This window comes from Anabaena sp. FACHB-595 (assembly GCF_048568275.1).
Taxonomy (GTDB): domain Bacteria; phylum Cyanobacteriota; class Cyanobacteriia; order Cyanobacteriales; family Nostocaceae; genus Trichormus.
This window is the reverse complement of the sequence record NZ_CP183473.1, coordinates 4,071,732-4,089,849: the sequence shown is the minus strand read 5'-3', so window position 1 is coordinate 4,089,849 and position 18,118 is coordinate 4,071,732. Positions and strand designations below refer to the sequence as shown.

At 42.0% G+C, this 18,118-nt stretch carries 13 protein-coding genes and 1 riboswitch; of the genes, 6 read left to right on the top strand and 7 right to left on the bottom strand.

What is annotated here, in order from left to right:
- Positions 1-53: 53 nt before the first annotated feature.
- Entirely contained in the window at positions 54-1,067 is a 1,014-nt protein-coding gene (locus ACN222_RS16905; RefSeq protein ID WP_010997531.1) for a glycosyltransferase family 2 protein, read from the bottom strand.
- 14 nt (positions 1,068-1,081) lie between these two features.
- Complete coding sequence (locus ACN222_RS16900; RefSeq protein ID WP_010997530.1) at positions 1,082-1,786, bottom strand: C40 family peptidase; 705 nt, start codon at positions 1,784-1,786, stop codon at positions 1,082-1,084.
- 6 nt (positions 1,787-1,792) lie between these two features.
- On the opposite strand from ACN222_RS16900, the gene ACN222_RS16895 reads away from it, so the two are divergent.
- The gene (locus ACN222_RS16895; protein ID WP_010997529.1) at positions 1,793-2,731 is read left to right on the top strand and encodes a serine hydrolase; all 939 of its coding nucleotides are present in this window, start codon (positions 1,793-1,795) and stop codon (positions 2,729-2,731) included.
- A 104-nt stretch (positions 2,732-2,835) separates the two neighbouring features.
- Here the strand turns inward: ACN222_RS16895 and ACN222_RS16890 are convergent, their stop codons facing one another.
- Together ACN222_RS16890 and ACN222_RS16885 are read right to left on the bottom strand one after the other, a co-directional pair.
- On the bottom strand, positions 2,836-3,483 hold the full coding sequence (locus tag ACN222_RS16890; protein WP_010997528.1) for a PEP-CTERM sorting domain-containing protein: 648 nt from the start codon (positions 3,481-3,483) through the stop codon (positions 2,836-2,838).
- 165 nt (positions 3,484-3,648) lie between these two features.
- The gene (locus ACN222_RS16885; RefSeq protein ID WP_010997527.1) at positions 3,649-5,328 is read right to left on the bottom strand and encodes a transglutaminase domain-containing protein; all 1,680 of its coding nucleotides are present in this window, start codon (positions 5,326-5,328) and stop codon (positions 3,649-3,651) included.
- Between the two features lie 357 nt (positions 5,329-5,685).
- Here ACN222_RS16885 and ACN222_RS16880 point away from each other — a divergent pair, with 357 nt between their 5' ends.
- From ACN222_RS16880 to ACN222_RS16870, 3 genes are all read left to right on the top strand, one after another.
- On the top strand, positions 5,686-8,547 hold the full coding sequence (locus ACN222_RS16880) for a cation-translocating P-type ATPase (protein ID WP_044521735.1): 2,862 nt from the start codon (positions 5,686-5,688) through the stop codon (positions 8,545-8,547).
- Positions 8,548-8,633: 86 nt separating this feature from the next.
- The gene (recF, locus tag ACN222_RS16875) at positions 8,634-9,764 is read left to right on the top strand and encodes a DNA replication/repair protein RecF (RefSeq protein ID WP_010997525.1); all 1,131 of its coding nucleotides are present in this window, start codon (positions 8,634-8,636) and stop codon (positions 9,762-9,764) included.
- Positions 9,765-9,857: 93 nt separating this feature from the next.
- A complete protein-coding gene (locus ACN222_RS16870; RefSeq protein WP_010997524.1) occupies positions 9,858-10,271 on the top strand; it encodes a hypothetical protein in 414 nt (137 codons plus the stop codon).
- A gap of 148 nt (positions 10,272-10,419) precedes the next feature.
- Here the strand turns inward: ACN222_RS16870 and ACN222_RS16865 are convergent, their stop codons facing one another.
- Entirely contained in the window at positions 10,420-11,544 is a 1,125-nt protein-coding gene (locus ACN222_RS16865) for an RNA-guided endonuclease InsQ/TnpB family protein (protein ID WP_010997523.1), read from the bottom strand.
- A 46-nt stretch (positions 11,545-11,590) separates the two neighbouring features.
- On the opposite strand from ACN222_RS16865, the gene tnpA reads away from it, so the two are divergent.
- Positions 11,591-11,992, top strand: coding sequence for an IS200/IS605-like element ISNsp2 family transposase (gene tnpA, locus ACN222_RS16860; RefSeq protein ID WP_010997522.1), 402 nt, complete (start codon positions 11,591-11,593; stop codon positions 11,990-11,992).
- A 317-nt stretch (positions 11,993-12,309) separates the two neighbouring features.
- Here the strand turns inward: tnpA and ACN222_RS16855 are convergent, their stop codons facing one another.
- Both ACN222_RS16855 and ACN222_RS16850 read right to left on the bottom strand, forming a co-directional pair.
- Positions 12,310-13,587 carry a glycosyltransferase family 4 protein gene (locus ACN222_RS16855; protein ID WP_044521731.1) on the bottom strand — a complete coding sequence of 426 codons (1,278 nt, stop codon included), beginning with the start codon at positions 13,585-13,587 and terminating at the stop codon, positions 12,310-12,312.
- 151 nt (positions 13,588-13,738) lie between these two features.
- Positions 13,739-13,889: riboswitch (cyclic di-AMP (ydaO/yuaA leader) on the bottom strand.
- A gap of 1,042 nt (positions 13,890-14,931) precedes the next feature.
- Complete coding sequence (locus tag ACN222_RS16850; RefSeq protein WP_010997519.1) at positions 14,932-15,159, bottom strand: hypothetical protein; 228 nt, start codon at positions 15,157-15,159, stop codon at positions 14,932-14,934.
- 391 nt (positions 15,160-15,550) lie between these two features.
- On the opposite strand from ACN222_RS16850, the gene ACN222_RS16845 reads away from it, so the two are divergent.
- Positions 15,551-17,902, top strand: a complete 2,352-nt coding sequence (locus ACN222_RS16845; protein ID WP_010997518.1) for a tetratricopeptide repeat protein — start codon at positions 15,551-15,553, stop codon at positions 17,900-17,902.
- Positions 17,903-18,118 lie beyond the last annotated feature (216 nt).

The window sequence follows — 18,118 nt, the reverse complement described above, 5'->3', positions numbered from 1 at the left end:
TTTGTTAACAAAAAAATCAGAATTCTGATTTCTTCTTGATTAATATTTTTACCTTAGTTGCCATTTTTTGCTACAACTTCTCTCACGCGATAAATTGGCCGGCCTTGGGATTCATGGTATGTACGCATCAGTAACTCTGCCAAAAGACCAAAGCAGAATAACTGTACCCCCGTTACAAGTAACAGCACCGCCAAAATCAACAAAGGGCGATTGCCAATCATTTCACCTAAAGCCAACTTGACAAAAGTTAAGTAGATGCCTATACCTGTACCCGAAATCATGGAGATTAATCCTAACAAGCCGAAAACGTGCATTGGACGCGTGAGGAACTTCTTCATGAAAGAGATAGTTAACAAATCCATGAGGACGCGAAACGTCCGCCAAATGCCGTATTTACTCCGGCCAAAGCGTCGGGCATGATGTCGTACAGGAATTTCTGTAATTCTTGCCCCTTCGATATAAGCCAAAGCTGGTAAAAAGCGGTGCAGTTCCCCATACAGATTCATATCTGCCACGACTTCGGAGCGATAAGCTTTGAGAGAACAGCCATAATCGTGCAGTTTTACGCCCGTGATTTTGCCAATCAACCAGTTAGCAATTTTGGAAGGAAGTAAGCGGGAGATAGCTGCATCCTGGCGTTTATGTCGCCAACCACTCACTAAGTCATAACCTTCCCCTAACTTTGCCAATAAAATCGGAATATCTTCTGGATCGTTTTGCAAATCAGCATCTAAGGTGACGATCGCATTACCTAAAGCATAGTTAAATCCAGCTGCCATTGCCGCAGTTTGACCGTAATTCCGCCGCAAAATCACTGCTTTCAAATCGGGACGGATGCACGCTTGTTCTTTGAGAAATTTGTCTGAACCATCGGTTGAGCCATCATCCACACAAATAATTTCATAACTCAACCCACTAGTAGATAAAGTAGATGCGATCGCCTCTAATAACAAAGGCAGACTTTCTACTTCATCATGCACTGGAACCACCAGGGAAACATCGGGAATCATGGCGGAAATACTTTCATTTCCTTCGTTCACCCTGGCTGAAATTACTCCATTCCTCATATTCCTCAGTGTCCTTAGTGTCTTTGTGGTTCGTAACTTTTAACAACTCTGCCAGCGCCTCGTAGTTGCTGATAGTATGACCGACTTACCACGTCTCCCTGTTCCGAAAGGATATCAATTCCAATCCCATCGCGTCCTTGTGCTTTACCAGAACTATGGATGTAATGACTATCTCCTAAATACAGTCCTACATGGGTGGCTTTTACAGGAGTGCCAAAAAATACCAAGTCACCCGGTGTTAATTCGTCAATAGTAATTGCTTGGGTAAAAGCCTCTTGTTGATAAGCGTCTCTGGGTAGCCAAATTCCCGCAGATACAAACGCCGCCTGCATTAAACCAGAACAATCAAAATTTGGCCCGACCGTGCCACCCCAGAGGTAATAGTTTGATTGTTGCATGGCTTTTTGAGTAAAAGCGATCGCCTCTGGTAGCAGTTTTTTAATTTCCGATTCCGAAAATGATTTAGCCTGATAAAGTACAGTAGCAGGTTTTAATAAACCCCAGTCTCCAAGGGATAGCCACCCTGGGTAGTCATCCTCACATAAACACACCTCAACTGCCGCACCTTGCTGATTTGATGTTACCCGCAAATGTCGCCCGACTGCGGCCTGAGTAGCCAAGCTGGTACATTCAGGAGAATCATATAAATTCAACGCAGCAAGACATTGGTATTCTCCCAATTTGGGGCTTTGGATGGACGATTCTAAATTAGAGAGCATTCTGCAATGGTTTTTTTTCAAAAAGACGAACAACTAGAAAATCTGGGTAATGGTATTTTAGAAGCTACTTGGACGGCATTTCCGACTTTAGCCCGTAACCAAATTGCTTTAACTTGGATTGTGTATGATCCACCAGTACCAGTAAATACTGGTGGTGCGTTAACTCCCGATGCTTTTTGGAATCATCCAGTCCGGGGTTTTAGCTATCGTGGCGTGGAACGGATTTATCCGGCGAGTGTAGTTAAATTGTTCTACTTGGTAACAGCCAACGAATGGCTAGAGAAAGCCATGACCCAACCTTCTAAGGAGTTGGAGCGAGCTTTGCGCGATATGATTGTTGATTCTAGCAATGATGCTACCAGCTTAGTAGTAGATATTTTGACCGGCACAACTTCAGGGCCAGAATTACCACCAGGCCCCTATGACACTTGGAAATATCAACGTCATATTATTAATCGCTATTACCAGTCTTTGGGTTGGGAAGATATGCAGACAATTAACGTCTGTCAAAAAACTTGGGGTGATGGCCCTTATGGACGGGAGAGGGCATTTTATGGGGAAATGTTTGAAAATCGCAATATGCTAACCACAAATGCGATCGCACGTTTGCTACATAGTATCGTGGGTGGTGTGGCTGTTTCTAGTGGGCGATCGCAAGCCATGATGGCTTTACTCAAACGCAGTCTCAACCCTCATGATTTACCCCAAGATGTGGAAGAAGACCAAATCACAGGTTTTTTAGGCGGCGGTTTACCCCAAGACGCACAAATTTGGTCAAAAGCCGGTTGGACAAGTCAAGTCCGTCATGACGCAGCCTATATCGAGTTACCAGAACAGCGTCCCTATTTATTAGTAGTTTTCACAGAAGGTAAAGCCCAAGCCAACAGTCGGGAGATTTTGCCTTTTCTATCCCAACTAATTGCTCAAGCCGTGAGTAGTTTATAATACCAGTGCGCCAAAAAAACTAGAACACAATCTGAATTTCTTAATGCGCGAATTTTTTTGGCGTTCGCATCTCTATAGGGTATTTAAGGATGGCACTGGCTGGATTATCTGGAGTGGAGTAATTGCTTCCGGTTCAACAGCATACCAATACCCATAACCATACCTAGACCTAACATAGCGGAAGGTTCGGGAGTTTGGGAAAGTACAAAATCTAATTGATATTCTTCTATACCGTTCTTAGTTTCCTGAATCCAAAAGATGTAATTTCCCTGTGTAAGTACACCACTAGGGAAACCGACAAATGAAAAGCCCCGGATGGAATCAGCTTTAGCCAAATCGTCTAGGATATTATCGCCAACTTGTTTTCCTGGTTCTGCACCAATCGTGGCTGCACCAAGTAATTGAGGATTATTGCCAGTAATAGTGCCATCTTCAATCAGGGAACCTGCTTGTACTGCTAAAAATCCTTGATTTATCACATCGTCATCTAGTCCCTTGTATCCAGCCAAAATGATTTTTTTGAGTGTATAACCAGAGGGAATAGTAATGGAAAAGAAATCTTGGTCAAGATTGGGGTTACCGGTTGTGGAGCCAACAATGATATTGGAACCCTGGGAGAGGTTGAGTTTTGTCGGGTTCAAGTTATTGCCAGAGAAGTCCCCCTGGGAGCTTTCACTATATACGATGTTTGCTGCGTATGCGTTGGGAGCAAATGCCAATACAGCTATTAACCCTAACAATAAGCTTTTCATAAATTTGACTCTGTTTTAAGGGAAATCAGATTATCGATGCAGACTTCGACAATCGATTACCCTTAATTATCTAATAGTGTATGCCCAATTTACTTACCAAATTTTAGGGCAGAGGGCAGATATCATCATTCCCTCTGTCCATTTTTCATTCTTGTAGGAGCAGCTTCAAAAATCTGGTAATTCCTTGACAATTGTAAACCGAATGTGATTAATCGCCAAATCACCTATGGGGATATCATCCTTGGTTAATCTCTTACCTTGACTACTGATAGTTTCAAAGGAAACACCTTTACCGATTTCAATGTGATACCAGCATAAGCCCATAAAAAAGCGAGTAGGGTACTGGCTACCACGACCCAAATCATCAGGGTTAGATTCCATCGGCAACCAGCCAAAGCCAGGAATGTAAAATTCTAACCACACATGATTAAAATCTGGTTGCAGGGGAACTCCTTGCTGTTCGGCTTGTGGGGGGCATTTGTATCTGCCCACGGTACGGCAAGGAATACCATTCAAACGGCAAAGAGCAAGTAACACACCCACATATTCGCCACAGGAACCAATGCCTCGCTCTAAAACGATATCAGGTGTATCTATGTATGGCTTAATACCATAAGATAGCTCATCGTAAACATAATTACGGATGCTGTACATTTTCCGCAACAAATTTGTTTCTGAGCCAACAGCTTCTTCAGCAGCGCGGCGGACTATACTAGTGTCCATTGCTAAATCGTCATCATCCACCAAGTAGCGCTCTTGAAATTCCGGTGATAGTTCAGGAATATTCTCTACTTCTTTGGGTGTGATGCGATACTTAATGCCTCGGACTTCTAATAATGCTTTCCAGCCAAAGATATGGCGTTCACCAGGAACTAGGGCATCAAATTTAAATAATGCAACACGTTGTCCGTCAATGACTTCTTCTGTGAAAGGTATACCGATGGGTTCAATGTGTCGAATTTTTTGGCGTTCAGTTTCTGAGGGGAGAGCAATCCGCCATTCTACCTCTGGGATGTACACCTCTTCTAAAGGCGAAATTTCCTCAGCGTAGGACATTTCGATTAAATAACCGTTAGAAAGGGCGTAGTGTTTATCTGGCTGGTGATGATAGTAGAGGGGGTGAATAAAAGTGCGATCGCGGTACGTTAATTCATGATTAGGATCAGCATTGGGATTATCCCGGATATAGGGTTCTTCTGAGGCGTAGGCAACATAAAGATTTTCTTTACCTGTTTCGGCATCTAAATGTACCGCTATGCCTGTAGGTGATTCAAAGGGAGTTAAAACACTAAATATTACCTCCCCAGTTGCCCTATCCATAGAGTAGACTGTTTGTTCGGTGCGATCGCACACCCACAATGTATTACCATTGACAACCAAATTCTCTACCCCAACTCCAGGGGCATAAAATCTGGTAATCTCTTTACGAGTATCGCGGTCAAAAATCAGAATGTAACCTAACCTATGGCAACTAACGTAAACTGTTGATTCCCAAACAGCAACACCGTCGGCGCTATAAGGTAACGTGACAAAATGTTCCAAGCCTAAAGATGAGAGCTTAGATACATACACACTGTTACCGCGAGTTACCCAAAGGTTATCCTCCCAAACAGCTAAACCGGTTACATCTGTAAACTCTTTGGCTTGGTGAGGGTTGAGAATCTTGCTGTTATCAGTTTTCGGGTCAATTTCTAGTAAATGCCCCTTGATACTGTCAATGGCGATCAGTCTATCCTGGATAAAAGCAATGCCACATAAAGTAGCAGCTGTCAATGGTCTAATTGTCCTTGTCCCTGACATTTGGCTAACTGTCAAACTGGTGGGTGCAAAACTCATATTAAGCATATTTATTTAACGGTTAGCACGCCTAAAATTAATTGTGGCATGGCATTTGTAATCCAAAATCAGACTGGGTGTTATTCTCAATTATCAGTAAAATGTCTTCCAGAAAACTCTGGCTGAAGAAATAATACATATGCACCACAAGGTAATAAATTAACTTTTGGATCTAATGTCATAGGTAATGGGAAAAACTATGATCAATTACCCATAACCAAATTACCATCGCTCCTCTCGATGAGTAGCGACTTAAGTTAGTACTCATACATCTAGACAATAGATGTAATGTAACTTTGGTGGATGGTTTTCCGTCCATCACTAAATTATGATCGAATTTTGTAACCATTTTCTGTGACTTACACAATGTCTGCTAATTCTCTGCCTGAAAGTTCCACTACTTGGCACAGCTTGGAAGTTGATAAAGCACTAGGACTGCTCAATAGTAATGCAGACAGTGGCTTGACAACCGAAGAAGTTGAACAACGGTTGCAAAAATATGGCCCCAACGAGCTAGAAGAACATGGAGGCCGTAGCGCTTGGGAGATTCTGTTTGATCAGTTCAAGAACATTATGTTGTTGATGCTGATTGCAGTAGCTTTTATTTCTGGGTCTTTAGATTTTATCTCTTGGCAAGCAGGTGAACTCAAGCCTGGGGAAATACCTTTCAAAGATACGATCGCCATCTTAGCGATTGTCATCCTCAATGGTATTCTCGGTTATGTTCAGGAAAGTCGTGCTGAACAAGCCCTCGCGGCATTGAAAAAACTCGCCTCTCCCTCTGTGCGGGTCATCCGTAGTGGTAAGTTGGTAGATGTAGCAGCCAAAGATATAGTCCCAGGGGATGTGATGTTGTTAGAGGCTGGGGTGCAAATCTCCGCCGATGGCCGCTTGATTGAACAAGCTAATTTACAGGTGCGAGAGTCGGCTTTAACTGGTGAAGCGGAAGCCGTAAATAAACAAGCATCTTTACAACTACCAGAAGATACATCTTTAGGCGATCGCATTAATGTAGTTTACCAAGGTACTGAAGTAGTCCAAGGTCGTGGCAAGGTGCTAGTAACTAATACTGGCATGACCACGGAACTAGGCAAAATTGCCACCATGTTGCAGTCGGTGGAAAATGAACCTACCCCCTTGCAACAACGGATGACTCAGCTAGGGAATGTTCTAGTAAGCGGTTCCTTGGTGTTGGTGGCGATTGTCGTTGTGGGTGGTGTCATTCAAGCAGGGAATTTTAGCCCCCTGAGAGACTTATTAGAAGTTTCCTTGAGTATGGCAGTAGCCGTAGTTCCCGAAGGTTTACCCGCCGTAATTACAGTTACCTTGGCACTGGGAACCCAGCGCATGGTGCGGCGTAATGCCTTAATTCGTAAACTACCAGCCGTAGAAACCTTGGGTTCTGTAACTACTATTTGTTCTGATAAAACCGGGACACTCACCCAGAACAAAATGGTAGTGCAGTCAATTTACACAAACCATAAAACTTTTCGCGTCACAGGTGAAGGTTATGCACCAGTGGGCGAGTTTCAGCTAGATGGTCAAAACGTGCCGGCGGAAGATTATCCGGAAATTCCCGCTTTGTTAGTTGCTTGTGCTGTCTGTAACGACTCAGTACTACAAAAAGAAGCAGGGGAATGGATGATTTTAGGCGACCCTACAGAAGGGGCATTAGTGACACTGGCAGGTAAAGCAGGCATTGAAAAAGACCAGTGGAACTATAAGTTACCCCGTGTGAGAGAGTTTCCGTTTTCTTCGGAACGTAAACGCATGAGCGTCATTTCCCAGGTAGAGAAGGTAGCCACAGGTGAACCGACAATGGCAACCGTTGATCCCACCTTGGCAGGTCTGGTCAACAGTGAACCTTACATCATGTTTACCAAGGGTTCCCCAGAGTTGATTTTGGCACGTTGCACAGCCATTCACTTGGGTGCAAACTCAGACCACCTCAATGACGAACAACGTCAACAAATTTTGGCAGCAAATGACCAGTTGGCTAGTAAAGGTCTGCGGGTATTAGGTTTTGCTTACAAACCCTTGGCAGAAGTGCCGCCGGAAGGGTCGGATGAGACATCAGAACAAGGAATGGTTTGGCTGGGCTTGGTGGGGATGCTAGATGCCCCACGTCCTGAAGTCCGGGCAGCAGTCCAAGAGTGCCGAGAAGCTGGTATTCGCCCCATTATGATTACAGGCGACCATCAACTAACAGCAAGAGCGATCGCCACAGACCTGGGTATTGCCCAAGAAGGTGACAGAGTTCTCACTGGTCAAGAATTACAACGGATGGATGACCAGGAATTAGAACAACAAGTAGACCTAGTAAGCATTTATGCGCGGGTATCTCCAGAACACAAATTGCGGATTGTCCAAGCGCTGCAACGTCGTGGTAGATTCGTCGCCATGACGGGCGATGGTGTGAACGATGCCCCAGCCCTCAAACAAGCTGATATTGGGATCGCTATGGGTATTACTGGCACAGATGTCAGTAAAGAAGCCAGCGATATGGTGCTACTTGATGACAACTTCGCTACTATTGTCACCGCAACTAAAGAAGGTAGGGTAGTTTACACCAACATCCGCCGCTTTATCAAATACATCCTGGGCAGCAACATCGGCGAAGTCCTCACCATTGCGGCTGCACCACTCATGGGACTAGGAGGAGTACCCCTAACACCCCTACAAATTCTCTGGATGAACTTGGTAACAGATGGTTTACCAGCCTTAGCCTTGGCTGTGGAACCGCCCGAACCTGATGTGATGAAGCGCCCACCCTTCAGCCCCCGTGAAAGCATTTTTGCTAGAGGCTTGGGTTCTTACATGATTCGTATCGGGATTGTCTTTGCCATCATCAGTATTATCTTGATGAAATGGGCTTATGATCATTCCCACGCAGTGACAGGGCCAGGACTCGATCCTGAGCGTTGGAAAACAATGGTCTTTACATCTCTGTGTATTGCTCAAATGGGTCATGCGATCGCCATTCGCTCCAACAACCAACTCACCATAGAGACGAATCCTGTCTCAAATCCTTATGTATTAGGGGCAGTTGTTGTCACAACAATTTTGCAACTCATGCTGGTCTACGTTCCACCCCTGCGGGATTTCTTTGGCACTCACTGGCTACCACTTGACGAGTTAGCAATTTGCGTCGGCTTCAGCGCCTTGATGTTTGTTTGGGTGGAGATGGAGAAGTTATTCTTCCGCTTTATGGGTAAGAGGACTGTTTAGCAATTCAAAATTCAAAATTCAAAATCTCCCGTTTTGAGTTTTAAATTTTGCGTTTTTAATTCTGTCTGATATCCCTATTGTTTTTTATGTACCTCAAGACTCTACACCTCCGACATTTTCGCAACTACTACGACCAAAAGGTTGAGTTTACGGCTGCCAAAACTATTTTGGTGGGTAATAACGCTCAGGGAAAGTCGAATTTGTTGGAGGCTGTGGAGTTATTGGCGACATTGCGATCGCACCGGATGGCACGCGATCGCGATTTCGTCCAAGAAGAGGAACCAGTAGCCCAAATAAACGCCACTTTGGAGCGAGACACAGGGGTTAGTGACCTCAGTCTGATTCTGCGGCGTAATGGTCGCCGCACGGTCGCCCTGAATGGGGAACCTCTGCGGCGACAAATGGATTTTTTAGGTGTGTTAAATGCGGTGCAGTTCTCCAGTTTGGATTTAGAACTGGTGCGTGGTAGTCCTGAAGTCCGGCGCAACTGGCTGGATACTCTCCTGATTCAGCTTGAGCCAGTTTATGCCCATATTTTGCAGCAATATAATCAGGTGTTACGTCAACGCAATGCCTATTTAAAGAAGTTGCAAGACTCAGCACTCACTACTCAAGACTCAGCCCTGGCTATTTGGGACGCGCAATTGGTTACTACAGGAACAAAGGTAATTAGGAGACGCGATCGCGCTTTAGCTCGACTTGCCCCCCTAGCTACTGCTTGGCACACCAGTATTAGTGGTAGTACAGAAGTTCTGCAAATCAACTATACGCCTAATGTGCAATTGGTGAAAAATCAACCCGAAGAGGTGCAGCAAGCTTTTTTAAGCCAGTTACAGCAACGAGCCGTTCCCGAAATTTACCGAGGTACTACCCTTGTCGGCCCCCATCGGGACGAAGTAGAATTAACTATCAATCAAACTCCAGCCCGTCAATACGGTTCTCAGGGTCAGCAACGCACGCTGGTATTAGCTCTCAAACTCGCAGAACTGCAATTAATTGAGGAAGTTGTTAAAGAACCTCCTTTACTCTTACTTGATGATGTTTTGGCAGAATTAGATCCATCTCGCCAGAATCAATTACTGGATACAATTCAAGACAGATTTCAAACCTTAATTACTACAACTCACCTCAGTTCTTTTGATGCCCAGTGGTTAAACTCATCGCAAATCCTTTTTGTTGAGCAAGGTAAAATATCTACATCTAATGCTGTTAGATAATATTAAATAATCAGCTTATTTAACCACCATTAATTTTTCCATAAATATAGCATCTACTATCTTGAATGATTAAAATACTCCCAACTTTTAAGTATGAAAAATACCGATAATCTATTAAGTGCAAATGAAATTATCTCACTGGGTAAATCATTAAGAAAAATCGAACATAAACTACTCAAGAAAAGTCAAAATGAGGGGAAAACTAGAATTTGGTTTCAAGGCGAAGAACCCTATTTTGATGTTTTTTTTGAGTTTGAAGATGGCGAAATTTCCTGGTTTCAATTTACTTTGCGCGGTCAGTCACTATCTTGGGATAAAAAACTCTCAGGATTTCAAACTGGCACTACAAATGAATTAAGTATTGATGATACGAGCTTTTATGCGGCTAGCAAGACAATTGAAAACGATAATCAACTAGATGGTAATTTTATTTATTTAGTCAAATCAATTATGCAAACTAAAACAGAAGAACCTGCATTTGCTCAGGCATTAAATTTATTTGATTAAGTAACCATCATAAACGGTGTACACCAGAACCGATGAAAAAGCCATCTTTCCTTCTCTATGTTCCCTACGGGACGCTTACGCGTAGCGTTTCGTGGACAGAGGTAAGCCTTGAGCCACTCCCCCGTTTTGAAAACGGGGGATTCAGGCATCAGACAGAGATTGCAGTCTGGGACTGTCTAACATCTCCTACGCCTAGAGTCGAACTCCCGACTCTTTTAATATTCAAACTAGCGTTTCCATCCCGATCATTTTCAGATTGACATGAAGGACAACGCCAGCGTCTAATTGACAAATCTAGGTTTTCTAAAATATGTCCACAGCTAGAGCAGGTTTTGCTACTGGGATACCACGGGTCAATGAAAACAACCAGTTTATTCTTGTTTTTGGCAACCCATTCTAGAATTTGCAGTAATTCACCAAAAGCCAAGTCTGATATTTTCCTTCCCCAAAGTCGTTGCATTCCTTTAAGGTTTAAGGTTTCAAAACAGAGAACATCAAATTTATCCGTTAACTCATGGGCTAACTTCCAGAACCAATCACGACGACGGTTAAAGATATCTTCATACCTGCGTACTAAGTTCTTTCTAGCTTGCTCACGATTGGCTGAACCTTTTAATTTCTTAGAATGCTGTCGGCTGGCTTTTTTAATTGCATTTAGGGATTGCTTAAAAAACTGGGGAGACTCAATTGTTGTACCGTCTGAGCAAGTGAGAAAGGTTTTTAAACCGAAATCAAATCCCGCTATCTTACCAGTCATGAATTTGGTTTCTGGCTTGTTACCTTCGTCAACCACCACAACCATAAACAACTCACCTAATGGTGTGCGTTTAATAGTTAATGTTTTGACTGTCCCCTCAATTTCTCTAGACTTCCAAAACTGATAAATTTTACTCCCAATTTTTACTCTATTTCCATCCAAAAACTTATAACCTGCTTGTTTTAGAGTAAATGATTTGTATTTTTTTACCTTCTTAAATCCTGGTGGTCTAACCCCCTTCTTGTTGTGTTTAAAAAATAATTGGTAGGCTTTCTCAATGCGTTGACAAATATCTTGTACCGCCTGAGAACCTACTGTTTGCCAAAATGGGTTACGCTTTCTCAGTTTGGCAATATGAGCTTGAAGTTTTGCACAGTTTAAGTGTTTGCCCCACATACGATAGTAGCGTTTATGTAGAGCAATACAATGGTTGTAGATTGCCCCACCTGCATTAATCATGCGTTTGAGAAATCTATTTCTTTTGTGCTGGTACAGTTTGAACTTCAAGGTTTTCATGTGGTTATGATATCATTAGTAGTGTAGATAATCAATACTCATCTACATGAAATCTGTATATAATCACTACAACCACGCAATCGGATTGGCTACTGTTCATTTAGTTTGGATACCATGTAGACGTAGGAGGGTTTTTGCTAATAATGAAAAATTAAAATTACGATGTATTGAGATATTTCAGTCAGTTGCTAATGATAAAAGATGGATTATCAAAGCACTAGAAATTGCCCCTGACCATATTCATTTATTGGTTGAATATGACCCGCATCATTCAATATCTCAAATAGTTAAAGCATTTAAGGGTAGGTCATCAAGATATTTGCGACAAGAGTTTCCAGAGTTAATGAGATTACCTAGTTTGTGGACACATTCGTATATGTTTGACACTACAGGGAAAGTTAGCACCCAGAAAGTCTTAGAGTACATAAATGACCCGCATCACGGATGAATAAATTCATCCTCCAAAGCTTATATCCCCCACTTAAAAGACGTATGAGGGACAAAACTTATTGGTTTTGTCCCTCATAATTGGGGGCTTTACGCATCACGACTCGTAAGACTTAGAAACAGGATTTTATCCTAATTTCCCTTTGTTAACGTGAGTCTCCAAGGGAGGCGCACCTACAGGAAGGGTGAAAGACTGATTAGAAGGTTTGGTAAGGTGCGTCAGTATGAGTAATTTCTGAGTATATTTAGGTTATATCGCACTGACGCACCCTAAATTTGGAACCGGATTGGGGTTAGGTTCCACCAAACTCACTTTAACTACGCTGCAACAGCCTCTTTTTCCTTCTTTTCTGGCGCATTTTGAGTTAACAGATGAGTGTATAGCTGACTCAATTGGGATGCTACACCGGCCCAGCTGAAGGTGGTTTCCACTCGCTGGCGGGCGGCTGTGCCTAGCTGATCTCGCCAAGTTGGGTTGGCTAATATGCGGTCTATGGCTGTAGCAAAAGCTGACTCATCTTGTGGAGGTGCAAGTAAACCTGTGACTTCTGGAACTACTGTAAATTGCAATCCACCTACATTACTGGCGATTACGGGAGTTTTGCTAGCCATCGCTTCAATAGCAACTAAACCAAAGGGTTCGTAGTGACTGGGGACAACGCAAACATCAGCCGCAGCGTAGTAGTAAGGGAGGATTTCATGATCTAGGCGACCAGCGAAGGTGGTGCAATCGTTCAGTTCTAGTTCAGCCACAATATTCGCAATGCGATCGCGCTCTCTGCCATCACTTTGACCAGGACGGCTACCACCACCAATTACTAACTGGAGGTTTGCTTCACCTCTCAACCTAGACTGAGCAACCGCTCTGACTAAGGTTTCTATGCCTTTACGGGGATCAAAACGACCTACATAAAATACCATCTTGGCATCAGGCTCAATTCCCAGTTTTTCCCGTGCAGCCGACTTTTCAATGTTTCCGAAGTTATTAATGTCAGTCCCGCAAGGAATCATCTCTATGCGTCCCTTCTTAGAAACCAGGGCGCGCATATGTTGCTGTTCTTGGGGGCTGGTGGCAACTACTGTGTCTACACTCTCTAAACAAGCTTTTTCTATAGCTAATCGCTGATTCGCAATGGCGGGTATATCTGCGATCGTTTGATATTTGATTGCTCCTAATGAGTGGTATGTATGCACCAACACCAAGGGTTGTTGCTTTTTCAGTTGCATTCCCACCCAAGATGACAACCAGTAATTTGTGTGAATGAGTTGATAGTTATAACCTTGGCGCTTTTGGAAGCGTTGGAATTCGGCAACAAATTCCGGTAAATAATCAAATACGTGATCACGTCCGATAAATTCAACCGGCCCCGCTTGTAAGCGGATAGTGCGGCAATTAGGACTATGTTGGACAATCTCGGCCTGGTCGGGACTGATACGGCGAGTGAACATATCAACTTGCCAACCTTGTTCGGCTAGTGCATAGCCTACTTCTCGAACATATACGTTCTGACCACCGGCTTCTTCTTGACCTATTTCAACGGCTGGATCTCCAGAAACAGAAATAAGTGCGATCCGATGTTTTTTATTTTGGAACATAGTGAGCTTCACCTCAAGGTAACTACTTCTTCCTCAGACACCAGAATTTAGGACATAAGTATCCATCCCTCTAGTCGAGGGCAGGTAAAACGAAGCGTAAAGCTACCAGCCAAGGACACTGACGACAGACATTATATAAAAATCTGTACGTTCAATCTCCTCTCAATGCCGACGAAGTTAGCTGACGGGCTAGGACTGAGAGATATCCTTTTTGGATAATCCAAAATACGCCCCATTTTTGGTTCCTCCGCTCTTTAATTGCCTCAATGTTTGGGGCAATTAAGATTAGGCTGACTGATTTACATTTGCTTAACACTTTACTGGCGATCGCCATTATAGTCAATAGTTTCTACGAAAAAGATGTCTTGAATTGCTTCCAGTTTGTTTACTCACACCTCTAGAAAAGCGTCGTAAGCTAGCTGGGATGGGGCAATATTTTGTAAGAACAAGTATTTTCTATATTGAGAATATTAACTGCGATATCTTTGATTATTCAACTTTCTAAAGAGATATTTCCTCGACTATATTTTTGAAAATTTTGGCTTATGTCTGCTGAAAACAGCATCAATCTTACGGTGATTAATGTCCGTTAAATGTTTGCAGCGCTCTGTTATGCCACAATACCTATGGGCGCAAGAATTAACTAGTAAGCCCATATTTTGCCTTGCATTGATCGGAAATCCGTGGATATTGGATAACAATAATTTGGGCAATATTGAGATAAGATTTCTAGTTTGTGTTATAAAAAGTATAAATAATAAATAATCTGCCAGTATAAATACTTCCTGTGGGTATTGACAAAAATCAGGAAATATTTATTCCATGATATAAGCTATGCAGAAAGTATATATCAAAAGACATAATTACAGGATTTATGTCTAAAGTATTGCATTACAATGCTTGATTTTCCAGACTAAATTGCTAACAATAAAGAAGGGATTTAAAAATCTCATAGTCAATTTCGATCATTTGACCCTTCTACGCTAGTCCGCTAAGGCGGACTTTTTTGTTGTCTATAGGATTCTTACTTAATTTTTGAAATATATGTACGATGGGTAAGATAATTGAAATATGCGGTTTTTTCTAAAATAAAGCTGGAAAATATAGCAATTTATTTTATGAATCACGAATTATTAGCCTTTTTTGCTGGTGTAGGCTTTCTTATCATCTATCTTGTTTTTTCTGCATGGACGGAAATGGGTACTAAATTACCTTGGAAGAAGTAAAACCCGTGGTTAGAGGGAAGCATTGAGAAATACGCCCGTTCATGAGTGTTGAATCGGGTAAATAGTTGACAAGGAAGAATTTGAGAGTGCAAAAATTTTTGCACTCTTTTGATTTGGACTAACGAACAGACTCGAAAATGACCATGATTGTGATTAAGCACAAGAGGATAACTCCCAAGGGCATAAACACGGTTTGCAATACTGCAACCAGTATCTCGATGATGTGTAACGCACCTAACGCTGTGGAAAGCACGTAAGCGATCGCCACTCCAAAAAGCATCAACAAAAAGTATTTCAAGAACTTAGCAACTAAACGAACTAGTAGGGTATCTTCATTCTTCAACATGATGGAACTCCTGTAGGGTGGAGAGGAACATAAGTATTTACACGCTCTACAGAATCTAGTTAGTTAATGCTTACCGCTTATCTATAGGAACCTACTGAGATAAATCTTCTCTGGGAATGAAGACTTACTTAGTTATATGTGTTAATGAGTACGCCAGAAGTATCAGCTTGATCACTAACATCTCTCCTCAACCGTGTATCTCCTGACAATTAACTTAACTTTGCCTGTATTGATTACAAGAGTAATACAGTCTCAAAGAATTTGCAGTTGGATAAAGTAAGACATCTCATTTCCTACTGGGTAGGAAAAAGTAGTTTGTAGTATTGTGGCCAAAAGTGAAATCGTGAAAATATGGTTATAATTAAGCACAAATGATACAGTCAGGCGATAGATGGGTGCAGAAGAAGCTCTAGAGCTTTTGGATAGTTTGGTTTATAGAAAAACAGGGGAACGTTTAGGCACAACTCAAAGAATAATTCTACGTAATTTATGGGAGGATAGAAAACAAACTTATCAGAATATTGCTGATATTTGTGGTTATACGGAAGCGCATTTAAAAGCAGTTGGCGCACAATTGTGGCAAACACTGACGAACGTTTTGGGGGAAAAAGTCTCGAAGTCAAACTTTTCTTCAGTGGTGCAGAGATTTTGGCAATCTCATAGACTACAAAAGATGTCGCCTATTGTAAATCCAGTCCTCAATAATGGCAAGCCACAAGAACTGGATTATAACTTTGTGGGGCGCGATCGCGAAATAGCCGAACTTGATAGCTATGTTGTCCGAGGCGCGAAAATTATCCTCATCCAAGGTGAAGGTGGTGTTGGCAAAACTACCTTAGCTCGGCGGTATTTTAAGGCTCAAGGTTTTGATTTCCTAGAGTTGTGGATGGCTAAGGAAAGCCAACATATCGTTTCTGTGGAGAGTGTGGTTGAGGAATGGCTGAGGGTTGATTTTAATGAGGAACCGGGTAAAGAGTTTGGTATTAATCTAGATAGGCTACGGCGCAAGCTGCGGGATGAAACGCGCAAAATAGGGGTTTTAATTGATAATCTTGAGTCTGCTTTGGATAGAAATGGTCAGATTATTGCTTCTCGTCGTTCCTATGTAGAACTGTTGCGGGTATTAGCAGACCCTAGTATTAAATCTATCACTTTGATTACTAGTCGTGAGCGTCTGTATGAATCAGATGTAGATGTGACTTTCTATCCCCTGGGGGGTTTAGATGAGTGTACTTGGCAAAAGTTTTTTACTAGTTGTCAAATTAAATCTAATTCACCTGCACTAAGTGAAATGTGTAAAGCTTTTGGTGGAAATGCCAAATCTATGCAAATTATTAGTGGTGCAATTACTACAGATTTTGAAGGCAATGCAGATATTTATTGGCGAGAAAATAAGCATGATTTATTAATTGAACCAGAATTAAAAAATTTAGTTGCTAGTCAATTTGACCGTTTGGCACAAATGGATAGTGAAGCATATCGGCTGCTTTGTCGTTTGGGATGTTATCGCTATCAAGATGTTACTCATGTGAGTGTTCAGGGATTACAATGTTTACTTTGGGATGTGCCAGAACAACAAGCTAGGCGAGTAATTAGATATCTGACAGACCGTTTATTGATAGAGTTTCGTAAAGGAAAATATTGGTTACATCCGGTGATTTGTACAGAGGCGATCGCCAGATTAAAACAAAGTGGTGAATGGCAAATTGCTAACCACAAAGCAGCAGAATTTTGGAATCAGAGTGTTACTCAAGTGGAAAACCCTCAAGATGCTTTGATGGCGTTGGAAGCTTATCATCACTATATGGAAATTGGGGATTATGAAAAAGCTGCTGATGTGATTATTCGTAGTAGACCCAAAAAGTGGGATCACAGTATATCTTTGGGGGTTTTATTTAATCGATTGGGTTTGTTGGAAACCTTAATTTCTGTGATTAATCCCCTCATTCATAATTTACATTCCGACTATCATTTGAATATTCTGTATAATCTATTGGGGCGAGCTTATCACCAAATAGGCAATATCAAATTAGCTCTGGAATGCCACTATAAATCTAATGAGATTGCTGAAAAAAATAACTTTCTGCAAGAGAGAATTTCCAGTAGTTTCAATTTAGGTCTTTGTTACACAGATTTATGGGAAATTGAGCGAGCAAGTGAGATTTTTTACTACGTCAAGAATCTAGGGGCAACAGACAGAAATTATTATCAATATGTTGTTTATTCTCTGTGTTGTTTAGCTTATTTAGATTCCTCTGTGGGCAATAATGAAAACGTAGAGTTGATGTTACGAGAAGCGGAAGAGGGATTATCTCACGACAGATTAACTTCCTGGGGTATAGGCACTAGCTTACTATTTCTCAGCTTGACTTATAAAAATTTAGGTTTAATAGACAAGGCTTTCTCGATGTGCCATCAAGCTATTAACCATTGTCGTCAAAATCAGTTCAGTTTTTTGGAAGCGAGGGCTACATCTTGTTTAGCATCATTATATCGAGAACAGGGACAGTTTACAGTGGCGATAGATAAACATTTAGAAGCGATCGCCAACATGAACAAGGTATCTGATAAATGCAATCTCGCCAAAGCCTACTACCAGTTAGGTTTAACATATCAAAGAATGGGTGAGGTTAACCAGAGTAGAGAAACATTTCATCAGGCGATCGTTATTTTCAATGATATGCCTGCACCAAAGCAAGTGGAAAAAGTGCAAATAACAATGACGCGTTTAGAAAATGGTTAGTAGCAAAACAAGGTTGGGTGGAGGCTTTGCGTTAAGCGCTCAATTTATTTTTTTTCGTGATAAATCATATCAAAATATAGCGATTTGCAATTGAGTTAAATACAGACCTAACCCCCATAGTACTCAAAGCCCCTCTCCGCGTCGGAGAAGGGTATAGGGGTGTAGGGGAGCCAGTTGCGTGGGCGATGAGTGCAGCCACACGTGCGGCTATGCCGC

Coding starts and splice junctions, on each gene's coding strand:
- ACN222_RS16905 (WP_010997531.1), bottom strand. CDS start 1,067: ATGAGGAATGGAGTAATTTCAGCCAGGGTGAACGAAGGAAATGAAAGT.
- ACN222_RS16900 (WP_010997530.1), bottom strand. CDS start 1,786: ATGCTCTCTAATTTAGAATCGTCCATCCAAAGCCCCAAATTGGGAGAA.
- ACN222_RS16895 (WP_010997529.1), top strand. CDS start 1,793: ATGGTTTTTTTTCAAAAAGACGAACAACTAGAAAATCTGGGTAATGGT.
- ACN222_RS16890 (WP_010997528.1), bottom strand. CDS start 3,483: ATGAAAAGCTTATTGTTAGGGTTAATAGCTGTATTGGCATTTGCTCCC.
- ACN222_RS16885 (WP_010997527.1), bottom strand. CDS start 5,328: ATGCTTAATATGAGTTTTGCACCCACCAGTTTGACAGTTAGCCAAATG.
- ACN222_RS16880 (WP_044521735.1), top strand. CDS start 5,686: ATGTCTGCTAATTCTCTGCCTGAAAGTTCCACTACTTGGCACAGCTTG.
- recF (WP_010997525.1), top strand. CDS start 8,634: ATGTACCTCAAGACTCTACACCTCCGACATTTTCGCAACTACTACGAC.
- ACN222_RS16870 (WP_010997524.1), top strand. CDS start 9,858: ATGAAAAATACCGATAATCTATTAAGTGCAAATGAAATTATCTCACTG.
- ACN222_RS16865 (WP_010997523.1), bottom strand. CDS start 11,544: ATGAAAACCTTGAAGTTCAAACTGTACCAGCACAAAAGAAATAGATTT.
- tnpA (WP_010997522.1), top strand. CDS start 11,591: ATGAAATCTGTATATAATCACTACAACCACGCAATCGGATTGGCTACT.
- ACN222_RS16855 (WP_044521731.1), bottom strand. CDS start 13,587: ATGTTCCAAAATAAAAAACATCGGATCGCACTTATTTCTGTTTCTGGA.
- ACN222_RS16850 (WP_010997519.1), bottom strand. CDS start 15,159: ATGTTGAAGAATGAAGATACCCTACTAGTTCGTTTAGTTGCTAAGTTC.
- ACN222_RS16845 (WP_010997518.1), top strand. CDS start 15,551: ATGGGTGCAGAAGAAGCTCTAGAGCTTTTGGATAGTTTGGTTTATAGA.